Here is a 14,368-nt window from a genome sequence, read left to right as displayed (position 1 = left end):
ACTACAAACCTATTGATCTATTTGTAGTGAGGACTTCAGTCCAATGGCTTCGATCCGGACTGAAGTCCTCACTACAAGTCCTGTGAATTTTAGAAGGACTGAAGTCCTCACTACAAACCTATTGATCTATTTGTAGTGAGGACTTCAGTCCAATGGCTTCGATCCGGACTGAAGTCCTCACTACAAACCTATTGATCTGTACTCTGTTAAGATCACTCAATATCTTGACAAGCAGCCCAATCCATGCAGACTCTCAAAAAAACAACCCGACCTTTCAACCCTCAAGATACATATCCCTGTCCTGTCTGTCGCACCGGTCAAATTTCCACCATGCCCATGATGGAAGCCCTCGCTTGCAACTTCTGCCAGCACATTTTTACCGCCAGCGAAGAAAGACAATCGCTGAAAATGGCCGATCGCCAACCGCCCGTAACATGGCACTGGGACGGCAAAAAATGGATAGGAGCACACCTCGAAGGCACAGAATTCGGATGGTCTTATTTTGCCGCCGCGATCGGTCTAGTCTTCCTTCCCACCACCTTGCTCGGACTTTCAGCTTACTATTTTCCTCCGGTTCCCGGCAGCCGTTTGTCGTGGTTCCCCGCAGCTTGGACTGGTTTAGCTTTTTTGTCCCATTTAGGTATAGTGCTGTGGTTGGTAGCTGAATTTTATCAATTTCCGGTGGGCACTTACTTCAGAGCTTGGGCGCGCAGGATTCGCCGGCGCTAGTTGGATGTTGTCAGACGCGCGATCGACCTCAACCGCCCACCAGCATCAATTCAGCTAAAATTAGAGGCGATCGCAAAACTCAACTCCAAATCTGCACCACTAAAGCTATAATCGTTAGCTATTCTAAATAGTCAGATACCAGCGCATAGCGATTTGTGAGGAGAGCGATGAACATACTTGGAATCTCGGCGTATTACCACGACAGCGCCGCCGCCTTAATTCGCGATGGAGAAATTATCGCCGCAGCGCAGGAAGAAAGATTTTCCCGCAAAAAGCACGACGCCAGATTTCCCAAGAATGCGATCGCCTATTGCCTAAAAGAAGCGAACATAGAATTGCGGGAGCTCGATCGCATAGTCTTTTACGACAAACCATTAGTCAAATTTGAGCGCCTGCTAGAAACTTACCTAGCCTACGCACCCAAAGGTTTTCGCTCTTTCCTCACCGCCATGCCCATTTGGCTCAAAGAAAAGCTTTACCTCAAAACCATGCTCAGAAGAGAGCTCGCATCCATGGCAAACTGCAAAAGCAACAAACTGCCATCTCTGCTATTTACCGAACACCACCAATCCCACGCAGCCTCAGCATTTTTCCCCAGCCCGTTTCAAAAAGCCGCCGTTTTATGCCTCGACGGCGTAGGCGAATGGGCCACAACTTCCGTTTGGTTGGGAGAAGGGAACCAACTCACACCTCAGTGGGAAATCGATTTTCCCCACTCCTTGGGTTTGCTTTATTCAGCTTTCACCTACTACACAGGCTTCAAAGTCAACTCTGGTGAATACAAACTCATGGGTTTAGCGCCCTACGGCGAACCCAAGTATGTAGACAAAATTCTTACCCATTTAATCGACCTCAAAGATGACGGAACTTTCCGTTTAGACATGGATTATTTCAACTACACTGTTGGCTTAACCATGACAAATCAGAAGTTTGACGAACTGTTTGAAGGGCCGCCGCGCAAAGCTGAAGGCAAATTAACTCAGCGGGAAATGGACATTGCAGCTTCGATTCAAGTTGTCACCGAAGAAGTTGTTTTGCGGCTGTGCAGAACAGTTAAAAAAGAATTGGATGTCGATTATCTTTGTCTCGCGGGCGGCGTTGCTCTCAACTGCGTGGCTAACGGCAGACTCTTGCGGGAAAATATTTTTAAAGATATTTGGATTCAACCTGCGGCGGGAGATGCTGGCGGTGCTTTGGGCGCGGCTTTGGCGATTTGGTATCAGTATTGCGAACAAACTCGTACTGTGGGCGATGAGTCACCAGTTGCAAATAATATTAAAGAGGAGAGGACTGAAGTCCTTACTACGAACGAGGATAGGACTGAAGTCCTTACTACGAACCAAGCTGTAGCAACTGTGGCGAAGTCTGTGGCTCATTTAACTTGTCACGACAAAATGCGCGGCTCGTATTTGGGGCCGCGGTATGCTGACGCGGAAATTCTGGAATATTTGGATGCTGTCAAAGCTAGCTATCACCGATTGGACGATGCCGAATTGATGCCGCTGTTGGCGGAAATTTTGGAACAGGGAAATGTCATCGGATGGTTCCAAGGACGGATGGAATTTGGGCCGCGGGCTCTGGGCGGGCGATCGATTATTGGCGATCCTCGCAATGCTAAAATGCAATCCGTAATGAACCTGAAAATTAAATATCGGGAATCATTTCGACCTTTTGCACCGTCAATCTTAGCCGAACGAGTTGCCGATTATTTCGAGATTGACCATTCCAGCCCTTATATGCTATTGGTAGCTCCAGTCAAAGCCAGTCTCCGCATTCCCATGACTGCGGAACAAGAACAGTTGTTTGGCATTGAAAAGCTTAACATCCCGCGATCGGAAATTCCGGCTGTCACCCACGTCGATTACTCCGCCCGCATCCAAACCGTTCACAAAGAAACCAATCCTAGGTACTATGACTTAATCAGTCATTTTGAAGAGCGATCGGGATGTTCGATTTTGGTAAATACTTCATTCAACGTCCGAGGCGAACCAATTGTTTGCACTCCTGAGGATGCTTACCGCTGTTTCATGCGCACCGAAATGGACTATTTAGTTTTAGAGAATTTCTTAATTCCCAAATCCGAACAAATTCCTTGGAAACAAGACGATGCTTGGAAAAATGAATTTGAACTAGATTAGCAAAAAGAGCGGGTTTTTAAGTCTTTTCATAACAGAAAAGACTTCGCATAAAACCAAAGCCGTGTCAACTCGATATCAAATGTACAGCCAGTCTACTGTCTGAGTATTAGACCCGATCCCCCCTAGCCCCCCTTAATAAGGGGGGGACAAGAGAGTGAAATTCCCCCTTTTTAAGGGGGGGACAGGAAGCTATCGAACTCCCCCTTCTTAAGGGGGACAAGAGTCTCAAAGTCCCCCTTCTTAAGGGGGATTTAGGGGGATCGAGCCTCGGATACAAGCGAGATTTCTCAAGAGTTTGAGACTCTTGTTGACACCTCTTCCTTCTTCCTTCTTCCTTCTTCCTTCTTCCTTCTTCCTTCTTCCTTCTTCCTTCAAAATGAGCGACGAAATAAAAAAACTCGATAAAAAAGGCCTGCGCGACTTCGGCCTCCTAATTGGCGGCTTAATTGCAGTGCTGTTCGGTTTAGCAGTACCTTTACTGCGGCGACATTCTCTACCTTGGTGGCCCTGGGCAATCTGCGCCGTCCTAGTTGTGCTAGCATTAGTTGCGCCGAAATCGCTGAATCCCATTTATCACGGATGGATGAAGTTTGGACTGCTCCTCAACAAGATTGAAACGCCGATTATTTTGGGGATAGTTTTTTACCTGATAATTTGGCCGATGGGAGTTATCAAAGGCATATTTGGCGAAGATGCAATGCGGCGCAAACTAAATCCCAAAATGGATACTTACCGCGTCCCGAGCAAAGCAAGAACAAAAGTTAGTATGGAGCGTCCTTTTTAAGTGTTTGAATCAACATTAGACTTTCTCAAAGATTTGTGGGCGTTTATGAAAGAACGCCAAAAGTATTGGCTGCTACCGTTAATTGTGACTTTAGTCTTTTTAGGAGCTTTGATTGTATTGAGTCAGGGTTCTGTGATTGCTCCGTTTATTTACACGCTGTTTTGAAAGAATGAGCAAGTTAAAAAATTTGGGTGTCAATTTAGGTTTGACACTCGCCGGATTATTGATGGGGGTGGTAATTGGTGAAGTTGGATTGCGAGTTGCTAGATTTGAAGGCTACCCCAAAATAGGAGATGTTGCAGATTCGGCGCCAACTCTTTTCCACACTGCCGATCGCGATTTGGGTTGGAAGCTCAAACCCGGTGTGTCGGGAGAGTGGAAAGGTGAAGGCGCCAGTTTTGTGCGCGTGAATAGCGATGGTTTGCGCGACGATCGCGAACACACAAAAGCCAAACCTCCAAATACTTTGCGGGTAGCCGTTGTCGGCGATTCTTTCACCGAAGCAATTCAGGTACCTCTCGAACAAACTTTCTCGTGGAAATTGGAACGAAAGTTAGGCAACTGCGAGGCTGTAAAGGGCAAGAAAAAAGTTGAGGTCATCAATTTCGGCGTGCAGGGTTACGGTACAGCTCAAGAATTGGTAATGCTGCGAAAAAAAGTGTGGGATTACAATCCTGATATTGTAGTCCTTGCCTTTTTTACTGGCAATGATATAATTAATAATTCCCCGAAACTAGAATACGATCTCTACCGACCATTTTTTAGGTATGATGCTAGCGGCAAGTTGGTAGCGGATATGTCTTTTCGCAATCGGGCGCCAGTCGATCGCAACGAAAGAGCAGTTTCTTTTGTAGACCGCGTGCCGAGTTTTATCTTCAACAATTCGCGCATTTTGCAGGTCATTAAAAAGATAGATTTAGCTCGGAAAAAGCGGACTTTAGCTGCTGATTTTACCGCTTTGAATGCCAAAAACTTCAATCCACCTCAGGATGCAGCTTGGCAAGACGCGTGGAGGGTGACAGAGGGTATGATTGTGACGATGCGGAATGAAGTTGTGCAGAAAAAGGCTGATTTCTTGCTTGTGGTGATCGGCACTCCGATGCAAGTCGATCGCGATCCGGCAAAACGGCAAAAGTTTATGCAAGAGTACAACATTAAGGATTTATTTTATCCCGACAGGCGGCTGGAAAAATTGGGCGCGCGCGAGGGTTTTCGGGTACTGACTTTAGCCGAACAGTTCAAAGGTTACACAGAAAAATATCAAGTCTGCGTCCACGGTTTTGAAAATTCTGTACCCTGTGGGGGTCACTGGAATGAACTCGGACATCGCCTGGGCAGTATCATGATTAACCGAAATTTGTGCGAAAATTTGAAGCAGTCTCAAGTCCCCAAAAAATAACCGTAATCACTCAAATTTCATGAAATATCCAACTGCGCTCCACAAAGGCAAAAATATATTAACTTTAATCGCTGTCAATTTGGCGATCGCCTTTATTTGCCTGGAAGCTTTATCCCTAGCTTTTTATTTTATCAACCAAAAACAGTTTTTTTATACCAGAACCAAAGCCAAAGAAAAAGTAGTCGAAGATATTGAACGTATCGGCATTAGACTAGATGAATCTATCGTAGAAAGACTGCACCCGTTTTTTGGCTACGTTCTCAAACAAGGTGCTTTTACCAATGAAAGATTAAAGTTAAAAGTCAACAAACACGGCTTTTTTTCCCTGTACGAATATCCCTTTATTAAAACCAATAAAAAACAATTTATTATCGGAGTTTTTGGCGGTTCAGTTGCCAATAATTTTGCAGTAGATGAGTATATAAATCAAAGATTGTCAAAAAAATTGCAGAGTTATCCAGAATTTGCCGATCGCGAAATTCGCATTTTAAATTTTGGCAACGGCGGCTACAAACAGCCCCAGCAATTATTAATTCTAAATTATTTTCTGGCTTTGGGTCAAGAATTAGATCTAGTTATCAATATTGACGGTTTTAACGAAGTAGCACTGTCAAATTTAAACAACAAAGCCCAGCTAGAAATAGGAATGCCCAGCGTCCAGCACATACAGCCGCTGACGAGTTTAGCCAACAACAACTTATCGCCAGAAGCGATGAGTTCCATCGTCCAAATTAACGATAACAAAAAACAATTAAAAGCAGGTATTGACAAATTGCAAAATTGTAAACTTGCTTTGTGTCACGCCGTTACCTCGCTGAGAGTGAAACAATTAGTCAACAATTACCAGCAAGCAGTTGTCAAGTACGACGAGCAAGTCAAACAATCCAACTCAGACAGCGTAAATAGCGGTATAGTATACATTCCCAAAGCTGAGTCTGTATTGCAAGAGGCTGCTGCTTTTGACAAAATGGCCTCGATTTGGTACGAATCGTCGATCGGCATGAATCAAATTTTATCGAGTAGAAACATCAAATATTTTCACTTTATCCAGCCCAACCAGTATTATCCAACTAAACGAGTGTTTACCGCCAAGGAAAAGGAAATTGCCATCAGCAAAGACAGCCCTTACATCGCAGGAGTAAACAAAGGTTATCCCGTGCTGTTGTCCAAAGTCGATGATTTGCAGAAGGCTCAGGTTAATGTGTTTAGTGCCGTAAATATTTTGGACAATACAAAAGATACGGTTTACAAAGATGCTTGCTGTCACTATAATTCAGTGGGAGAGGAAGTATTGGCAAACTATATTTCCAGTTCCATCATTAAAGTAGTAAGAAAGTCTAAATAAATATTTATGAAAGATTTCAAGTTAATTAACAAAGGCCAAGAAATCCTCAAAATTACTTCGATCAACTTGGCGCTTTTAGTTGTTTTCCTAGAACTCGGTTCCTTGGGATGGTATTTTGTCAAGCACAAGCAATTTTTCTATACGAGAGAAAAGGCGCAAGATAAGTCGGCTTTAGGAATTAATTTAGAAGGAGTGCGTCTGAATCAGTCTATTGTCGAAAGGTTTCATCCTTTCTTTGGGTTTATTCAAAAACCCAGTGCTGATTTTAGACCGGGTTTTAAGGTGAACAACTATGGATTTATCTCTCCTTACGATTACCCTTTTAAAAAGCTTAAAAAAAATCAATTTGCGATCGGAATTTTTGGCGGTTCCGTGGCTTCAGATTATTCAATTTTTCAAATTCAAAATAAAATTTTACCTCAATACCTAAAACAGGTTCCCGGTTTACAGGACAAAGAATTTATAATTTTGTCTTTTGCAACAGGCGGTTACAAACAGCCGCAACAGTTATTAATTTTAAACTATTTTTTGGCCTTAGGTCAAGAATTAGATATGGTCATCAATATAGATGGCTTTAATGAAGTAGCACTTTCTAATTTAAACAATAAAAATCAAATCGATCTGGCGATGCCAAGCATTCAGCACATTTCGCCGCTGACTAGCTTGGCGAATAATAGTCTTTCAACTAAGGCTCTGCAAGCAACTCTCAGAATTCAAGAAAATAAAACTAAGATTAATGAGGGTTTGGAAAGTTTGCAACACTGCTCTTTAGCTGCGTGCGATGCTTTGACTTCTGTTTACGTTCAAAATTTAGTCAACAATTATCGCAGAGATGTGATTGCATTTGAAAAAGAACGCAGCAAAACTAAACAAGATGACGAGCGTAGCGTGATGTATATTAATAAAAATAAGTCTGTTTTAGAGGATTATGCAGCTTTTGAACAAATGGCGTGGAATTGGGCAAAAAGTTCGATTTTTATGCACAAAGTGCTGTCGGCTAGCAATGTTCCTTATTTTCATGTCCTCCAGCCGAATCAATACTATCAGACAAAAAGGGTGTTTAGCGATGCCGAGAAGCGGATTGCTTTTAATAAAGAGACTCCTTATGCTAAGGCTGTGGAAATTGGATATCCGGCTCTTTTGGGTAAGTTTCCTAATTTACAAAAAAATCAGATTAATATTTTGAATGGGGTTAAGGTGTTCGATAAGACTAAAGATGTTGTTTATGTAGATAGCTGCTGTCATTACAATAAAACTGGAGAGGTAATTTTTAGCAATTATGTGGGTAGTTCTATTGTGGAAGCTTTGCGGAAGGATGAGGCTAGGAGTAAAAAGAAATAGAGGAGGGGAGCATCTCATTTTTGTAAGAAGTCATTGGGAATTGGGAATTGGGCATGGGGCATGGGGCATGGGGCATCGGGGATTAGGGTAGTCGTAGGGTGCGTCGCCTGCGATAAATCCTCAAAGTCGATCGACTTTTCGAGCAGCGACGCACCTGATACTATTTATAAAAAAGCTTGCTTAAGACAAAAATTTTGGGCGGAGTGAACCTCCGGGTTGTTTGCGCTTGCCACTGAAACGAACAGGTGCGTCGCTCGCTCGATTGTCGCTTTTTCTTGAGGATTGTCCGTGGCGACGCACCCTACGGCTTGCTGAAAAGAACAGGTGCGTCGCTCGCTCGATTGTCGTTTTTTCTTGAGGATTGTCCGTGGCGACGCACCCTACAGCTTCAGTCCTCAGAAATTGATCGGGACTGAAGTCCAAACGATCGAACCTATTTTATCGCCGATCGCAAATTTTAGGTTTTTGGTTGGGTTTTAACTCGATCGCCCGCTGAGTCGATCGGCATTACCAAAATCTTATCAACTCGGTTGCCGTCCATATCGACGACTTCGACGCGCAAGCCGTTCCACTCAAAATGCTCGGCAGCCGCCGGAATTTTGCCCAAATTTGTAATTACAAAACCGCCCATTGTGTGGTATGTTCCCCTATTTTCTGAAGATATTTCTTCAATTCCAAACAGTTCAACAAAATCTTCCACTGGCAGCATTCCGTCTAACAGCCAAGAACCGTCTTCACGCTGCACGGCTTGCGGTTCGTCGGCATCTTCAATCGAGGGAAATTCGCCAACTAATTCGACTAAAATGTCATTGACTGTCACCAATCCTTGAATGACGCCGTATTCGTCTACCACCAAGGCAATTTGATTGCTAGATTGCTTAAAAAGCTCTAAAACTTTTAAACCGCGCGTGCTTTCCGGCACAAATAAAGGCCGACGCAAAGAAGCACTTAAATCGAGGGTTTGACCTGTTAAAGTGCGAGATAACATATCGGTAACGTGTACTAAACCGACAACGTTATCGAGTCCGCCCTGACAGACGGGAAACCGAGAATGACCGCTACCGAGCATCTTTTGGCGGTTTTCTTCTACTGAGTCGTCGAGGTCGAGCCAAGTCAGATCCGGCCGCGGTGTCATTAAGGCGCTGACTCGCCGATCGCCCAAACGGAACACTCTTTCTACCATGTCCTGTTCGGCTTCTTCAAAGGTTCCTGCTTCGGTTCCTTGCTCTATTAAAACTTTAATTTCTTCCTCTGTAACTTGGGGTTCTGTTGAAGGGACAATTCCCATCATTCGCAAGATTAATTCCGTGGAATAACTTAAAACATAAACGGCAGGAGCACCAATTTTTGAGAGCATTCGCATGGGAAGAGCGACACTAGAGGCGATCGGCTCGGGATTGTTGAGTGCCAGCCGCTTCGGCACGAGTTCGCCGATAATTATGGTGAGATAAGTTATGGTTAAAATTGCAATGACTGAGGCGATCGGCTGAGCATAGGGCGCTAAAGCAGGTATCAAGCGCAACAGAGGCTCTACTCTTCTAGAAATAGTGGTTTCTCCGAAAGCGCCGGACAGGATAGCCAGCAGCGTAATTCCGATTTGAACTGTCGGCAAGAACTGATTGGGGGCATTAGCCAGATCCAAAGCTACACGGGCATTCGTCGAACCCTGGTTAGCCATCTGTTGCAGTCTCACCTTCCGTACTGAGATGATGGCCATCTCTGACATCACAAACACGCCATTGAGGAAAACCAGTAGGAAAACAATCAGAAGGTCGGTACTTGGGGACATTTCTCAAATTATCGGTGGTAAAGGCGAAGCCCGTGGCCCGGTTAGTCGATTTTAGATTTTAGATTTTAGATTGACTCCACAGATGAATCTGGGGGCTGAAACTAAGGTCTAAATTTGGCGACTCTCCATCCACGACGGGTGTCGGAAACTTGTATCCGTCTTTGGGTAGGGCCACAGGAGAGGCCTGGAAGCTGCCAATCTCGATCGCAAAAATCGAAATTGTTGTCAACCTGTCCCTAGATTAACGGAACAGGCTCGTTTCGATCGCAAGTTCGAGATATTTACAGAAGGCCTCTACAAGAAATCTACCCGCAGTACAGTTGAACTGCCAACAGCCGATCGGCACAATGATAGATGTTTGTCGTACAATCTTCCTTACTAGGCAGCGGGGAAGAGCCTTCGCCCATCGGGATAAAAACTAACAGCGCATGACTTTCTCTTCGATAATTCGGACATTGGGGCGATCGCCCCTAGCAACAGAACTGCTCAACAAGCTCAAACGGCATCACTGTTTGCAACTGAACGGCATCGCCCGCCTACCAAAAGGTTTAGTAGCTTCCGCCCTCGCACAACAAGAAGGGCGAAACCTATTAGCCGTGACAGCAACTCTCGAAGAAGCAGGCCGCTGGGTAGCTCAATTAGAAGCGATGGGCTGGCAAACTGTACATTTTTACCCAACTTCGGAAGCTTCGCCCTACGAGCTATCTTACTCCGACGAGAACGAAATGACGTGGGGACAAATGCAGGTGCTGGCGGATTTGGTGGATCGGGAACAAAAAACCGCCAATTCCTCAAAGCCGATCGCGATTGTAGCCACAGAAAGAGCTCTCCAGCCTCACTTGCCGCCTAGAAGTGCTTTTGAACCCTACTGTCTGACGCTGAAGCGAGGCGAAGTTCAAGATTCCAAAATACTTGACCGCCAACTAATCTCGATGGGGTACGATCGGGTGACTTTGGTGGAAACCGAAGGCCAATGGAGTCGCCGGGGCGATATTGTCGATGTGTTTCCGGTGGCGGCAGAGTTGCCGGTACGCCTGGAATGGTTCGGGGATACTTTGGATCAACTGCGCGAGTTCGATCCCTCCAACCAGCGATCGCTCGATAAGGTCGATCGATTAGTTTTAACTCCTACTAGCTTTAACGCAATTATTAAGGCAGTTTTAGCTGAAAATAATCTTGACAAAACTCACCAAATAGGTTCTGTTGACACAGAAAATGAAGCCGAAAAATATGTCCGCAGGCTGTTAGGTTTGGCGTTCGAGAAACCAGCTTGTTTGTTGGATTATTTGCCAGAAAATACTTTAGTTGTAGTTGACGAACCGCAAGGATGCGAAGGTCACAGCGACCGCTGGTTTGAAAATGCACAGGAACAGTGGGAAAGTTGCAATCGACAATCAGAAGTTGCGGATGCAGAAACCGAAAAATTGCCAATTGCTAATCTGAAGGTTCCGAAAATTCACCGCAGTTTTGCGGAATCGATCGCAGATGTCGCAGCTTTTGACAGGCTGGAACTTTCAGAATTGGCAGAAGATTCTACAATTCAAAAAATAAAAAGCTCCTCCGGGGGCGAGCAGCTATCGCCGGCGATTAATTTGGCCAGCAGGCCTGTGCCGGTGATGCCTCACCAATTCGCGAAACTGTCTCAAGCGCTCAGGGAAGAGCGCGATCGCGGTTTTACGGTGTTTATGGTTTCGGCTCAACCGAGTCGATCGGTCTCTCTGTTGTCGGAACACGACTGTCCGGCTCAGTTTGTCGTGAATCCTCGGGATTTTTTGGCGATCGACAAATTGCAGTTGCAGCACATTCCCGTGGCTTTGAAGTACAGCGGGCTGGCAGAATTGGAAGGGTTTATTCTGCCAACTTTTCGGATTGTCTTAATTACCGATCGCGAATTCTACGGCCAGCATTCTCTCGCTACCTTTAGCTACGTCCGCAAGCGCCGCCGCGCTGCTTCAAAAAAGGTTGACCCGAACAAGCTGAGTCCGGGGGATTTTGTGGTACACCGCCAGCACGGAGTGGGCAAATTTCTCAAATTGGAACGCTTGACGATCGATCGGGAAACTCGCGAATATTTGGTGCTGCAATACGCTGACGGTACTCTCAGAGTCGCGGCAGATCAATTGGGCGCGCTGTCGAGGTTTCGGACTGTCGGCGATAAAGTGCCGGAACTCAACAAGCTGACGGGTCAAACTTGGGAAAAAACTAAAGCAAAAGTTCGCAAAGCTGTTAAGAAAGTAGCGGTAGATTTGCTGAATCTTTACGCTAAAAGAGCTAAGCAACAGGGTTATGCTTTTCCTCCCGATATGCCCTGGCAGCAAGAGTTAGAGGATTCTTTCCCGTATCAACCAACGCCGGATCAGTTGAAGGCTACTCTTGATGTGAAACGTGACATGGAGGGCGATCGACCGATGGATCGCTTAGTCTGCGGCGATGTCGGTTTTGGCAAGACGGAAGTTGCTCTGAGAGCTATTTTTAAGGCGATTACAGCGGGCAAGCAGGTGGCAATGCTGGCGCCGACGACAATTTTGACCCAACAGCACTATCACACGCTGAAGGAGCGTTTTTCGCCTTATCCGATCGAAGTTGGTTTGCTCAATCGCTTTCGCACGGAAACTGAACGCCGGGAGATTCACAAACGCCTAGCAACTGGGGAGTTAGACGTGATTGTCGGTACTCAATCTGTTTTGAGCAAAGCGATTAAATTTCGGGATTTGGGTTTGTTGGTGGTGGATGAAGAACAGCGGTTTGGGGTGAAACAAAAGGAAGCGATTAAATCTCTCAAAACCGAGGTAGATGTTTTGACTTTGACGGCGACTCCGATTCCCCGGACTCTCTATATGTCTCTGTCGGGAATTCGCGAGATGAGTTTAATTTCGACTCCGCCCCCCAGCCGCCGCCCGATTCAGACTCATTTGTCCCCCTACGATTTGGAAGTGGTGCGGACTGCTATTCGTCAAGAGTTGGACAGGGGCGGTCAGATTTTTTATGTTGTGCCCCGGATTGAGGGGATTGATGAGTTGGCTGATACTTTGCAAACCATGGTTCCGGGGGCGAGAATTGCGATCGCCCACGGTCAAATGGATGCTGCGGAACTAGAATCAATCATGCTGACTTTCAGTGCGGCAGAGTTTGATATTTTGGTCTGTACGACAATTATTGAGTCGGGTTTGGATATTCCGCGCGTCAATACAATTTTGATTGAGGACGCGCAGAAGTTTGGTTTGGGTCAGCTTTACCAGTTGCGGGGACGGGTGGGACGCGCGGGCATTCAAGCTCACGCTTGGCTGTTTTATCCGAAGCAGAACAAGCTGTCGGATGCTGCAAGGCAGCGGCTGCGGGCAATTCAAGAGTTCGCGCAGTTGGGATCTGGCTATCAGTTGGCTGTCCGGGATATGGAAATTCGGGGCTCTGGTGATGTTTTGGGTACGGAACAGTCCGGTCAAATGGAGGCGATCGGTTTTGATTTGTATGCTGAAATGTTAGAGGAGGCTATTCGCGAAATTAAGGGTCAGGAAATTCCGAAGGTTGAGGATGCACAAATCGACCTCAGTTTGACGGCGTTTATTCCTGCGGATTATATTGGAGATCTGGATCAAAAGATGAGCGCTTACCGGTCTGTGGCTTCTGCGAATACTCCAGAAGAGTTGCAACAGATTCGGGCCGATTGGTGCGATCGTTACGGGCCGATTCCTCTGCCGGCCCAGCAACTTATCCGTGTTGTGGAGCTCAAACAAATCGCCAAGCAAATCGGTTTTTCTCGGATCAAACCGGAAAACAAGCAACACATTGTTTTGGAAACGCCGATGGAGGAACCTGCTTGGAATTTGCTCAAGGCTAATTTGCCCGAACATTTACATTCTCGTTTTGTCTACAGCAAGGGGAAGGTTACTATTCGGGGTATGGCGGTTTTGAGCGCCGAAAAGCAGTTGGATAATTTGATTGATTGGTTGGGTAAAATGCAGGGTGCTTTGCCGGAAGCCAAGGTTTGATTTTAATATAAAATTCCGCTATTTTGCCTGCGGTCGAAATTACAGAATCATACCGATGGAACCGGAGAAAATATTGCTGCTGCTTTGATAATTGTTTGAGCAGCACAAAGGATTAAAATCGTGAAAAAGTTAGTCTGTGTTTTTTTTGCGATCGCGCTAGCGCAAGGAGTACCAACGGTGGTTCAATCTCAACAAATAATTGACCCGATCGACCGGGTTGTGAATGCAGGATTAATGAATAAGGATTCTAGCGGCAATTTTAATGCTGAAGGCATTATCAGTCGCGCCGATCTGGCGGTAATTTTAGTGAAAACTTTTGGTTTGGAACGGCGGAAAACAGCTCAAAAACCCGATATAGAATTGCCGGACGTACCTAAAAGCTACTGGTCTTACAGTGCGATTCAAACTGTTTTGAAGACGGGAACTATGAGTGGATATCGCGACGGAATGTTTTTCGCAAATCAAAGAGTGACTCGCGCTGAGGCTTTGGCAATTTTTGCTCAAGCTTACGGGGTTTTTCAGTTTCCCGAGGCCACCGTTGCGGAGATTTTAGCTAAGTATCCAGATGCAGGCGCCATCCCTAATTGGGCTAGAAAGTCTATGGCTACTGCACTGTATGAAGGGTTTGTGAATCTTGAACTCGGAACTAATGAAATTAATCCTTTGAAGCCAATGACTCGCGGGGATATGGCTTACGCTTTGAGCAAGTATTTAGAGCGGCAGGTAAGGCCAACTTCTTTGCCTGTGCCGGATGAACCACCAAATCGGGGCATGGGAAGATAATTGGTAATTGGTAATTGGTAATTGGTAATTGGTAATTGGTAATTGGTAATTGGTAATTGGTAATTGGTAAT

11 protein-coding genes are annotated in these 14,368 nt (G+C 45.6%); 10 read left to right on the top strand and 1 reads right to left on the bottom strand.

Going from position 1 to position 14,368, the window contains the following annotated elements; translation table 11 throughout:
- The first annotated feature begins 243 nt into the window (after positions 1–243).
- The 8 genes from QUB64_RS29050 (at position 244) to QUB64_RS29015 (ending at position 7,943) form a co-directional block, all read left to right on the top strand.
- A complete protein-coding gene (locus tag QUB64_RS29050) occupies positions 244–729 on the top strand; it encodes a hypothetical protein (protein WP_333277369.1) in 486 nt (161 codons plus the stop codon).
- Between the two features lie 167 nt (positions 730–896).
- Positions 897–2,867, top strand: coding sequence for a carbamoyltransferase family protein (locus QUB64_RS29045; protein ID WP_333277371.1), 1,971 nt, complete (start codon positions 897–899; stop codon positions 2,865–2,867).
- A gap of 376 nt (positions 2,868–3,243) precedes the next feature.
- The gene (locus QUB64_RS29040) at positions 3,244–3,651 is read left to right on the top strand and encodes an SxtJ family membrane protein (protein WP_333277372.1); all 408 of its coding nucleotides are present in this window, start codon (positions 3,244–3,246) and stop codon (positions 3,649–3,651) included.
- Entirely contained in the window at positions 3,652–3,816 is a 165-nt protein-coding gene (locus tag QUB64_RS29035) for a DUF5989 family protein (RefSeq protein ID WP_190734603.1), read from the top strand.
- Positions 3,817–3,820: 4 nt separating this feature from the next.
- Positions 3,821–5,050, top strand: a complete 1,230-nt coding sequence (locus tag QUB64_RS29030; RefSeq protein ID WP_333277374.1) for an SGNH/GDSL hydrolase family protein — start codon at positions 3,821–3,823, stop codon at positions 5,048–5,050.
- Between the two features lie 19 nt (positions 5,051–5,069).
- Positions 5,070–6,395: a hypothetical protein gene (locus tag QUB64_RS29025; protein ID WP_333277376.1), complete on the top strand. Its 1,326-nt coding sequence runs from the start codon at positions 5,070–5,072 to the stop codon at positions 6,393–6,395.
- 6 nt (positions 6,396–6,401) lie between these two features.
- Positions 6,402–7,736: a hypothetical protein gene (locus QUB64_RS29020; protein WP_333277378.1), complete on the top strand. Its 1,335-nt coding sequence runs from the start codon at positions 6,402–6,404 to the stop codon at positions 7,734–7,736.
- Between the two features lie 33 nt (positions 7,737–7,769).
- Positions 7,770–7,943, top strand: coding sequence for a hypothetical protein (locus tag QUB64_RS29015; protein WP_333277380.1), 174 nt, complete (start codon positions 7,770–7,772; stop codon positions 7,941–7,943).
- 250 nt (positions 7,944–8,193) lie between these two features.
- Here QUB64_RS29015 and QUB64_RS29010 read toward each other — a convergent pair whose 3' ends face one another.
- Positions 8,194–9,525: a hemolysin family protein gene (locus QUB64_RS29010; RefSeq protein ID WP_333277382.1), complete on the bottom strand. Its 1,332-nt coding sequence runs from the start codon at positions 9,523–9,525 to the stop codon at positions 8,194–8,196.
- A 428-nt stretch (positions 9,526–9,953) separates the two neighbouring features.
- Between QUB64_RS29010 and mfd the strand changes: the two genes are divergently transcribed.
- Positions 9,954–13,514, top strand: coding sequence for a transcription-repair coupling factor (mfd, locus tag QUB64_RS29005; protein ID WP_333277384.1), 3,561 nt, complete (start codon positions 9,954–9,956; stop codon positions 13,512–13,514).
- Between the two features lie 120 nt (positions 13,515–13,634).
- Entirely contained in the window at positions 13,635–14,297 is a 663-nt protein-coding gene (locus tag QUB64_RS29000) for an S-layer homology domain-containing protein (protein ID WP_333277386.1), read from the top strand.
- Positions 14,298–14,368 lie beyond the last annotated feature (71 nt).

The organism is Microcoleus sp. Aus8_D2, assembly GCF_036702665.1.
Taxonomy (GTDB): Bacteria; Cyanobacteriota; Cyanobacteriia; order Cyanobacteriales; family Microcoleaceae; genus Microcoleus.
The sequence above is the reverse complement of the archived record's forward strand: the minus strand, read 5'-3'. Positions and strand labels throughout refer to the sequence as shown.

What these genes read in the sequence shown, in the direction of transcription:
- QUB64_RS29020 (WP_333277378.1), top strand. Translation starts at nt 6,402, where the DNA reads ATGAAAGATTTCAAGTTAATTAACAAAGGCCAAGAAATCCTCAAAATT.
- QUB64_RS29050 (WP_333277369.1), top strand. Translation starts at nt 244, where the DNA reads ATGCAGACTCTCAAAAAAACAACCCGACCTTTCAACCCTCAAGATACA.
- QUB64_RS29045 (WP_333277371.1), top strand. Translation starts at nt 897, where the DNA reads ATGAACATACTTGGAATCTCGGCGTATTACCACGACAGCGCCGCCGCC.
- QUB64_RS29030 (WP_333277374.1), top strand. Translation starts at nt 3,821, where the DNA reads ATGAGCAAGTTAAAAAATTTGGGTGTCAATTTAGGTTTGACACTCGCC.
- mfd (WP_333277384.1), top strand. Translation starts at nt 9,954, where the DNA reads ATGACTTTCTCTTCGATAATTCGGACATTGGGGCGATCGCCCCTAGCA.
- QUB64_RS29025 (WP_333277376.1), top strand. Translation starts at nt 5,070, where the DNA reads ATGAAATATCCAACTGCGCTCCACAAAGGCAAAAATATATTAACTTTA.
- QUB64_RS29010 (WP_333277382.1), bottom strand. Translation starts at nt 9,525, where the DNA reads ATGTCCCCAAGTACCGACCTTCTGATTGTTTTCCTACTGGTTTTCCTC.
- QUB64_RS29040 (WP_333277372.1), top strand. Translation starts at nt 3,244, where the DNA reads ATGAGCGACGAAATAAAAAAACTCGATAAAAAAGGCCTGCGCGACTTC.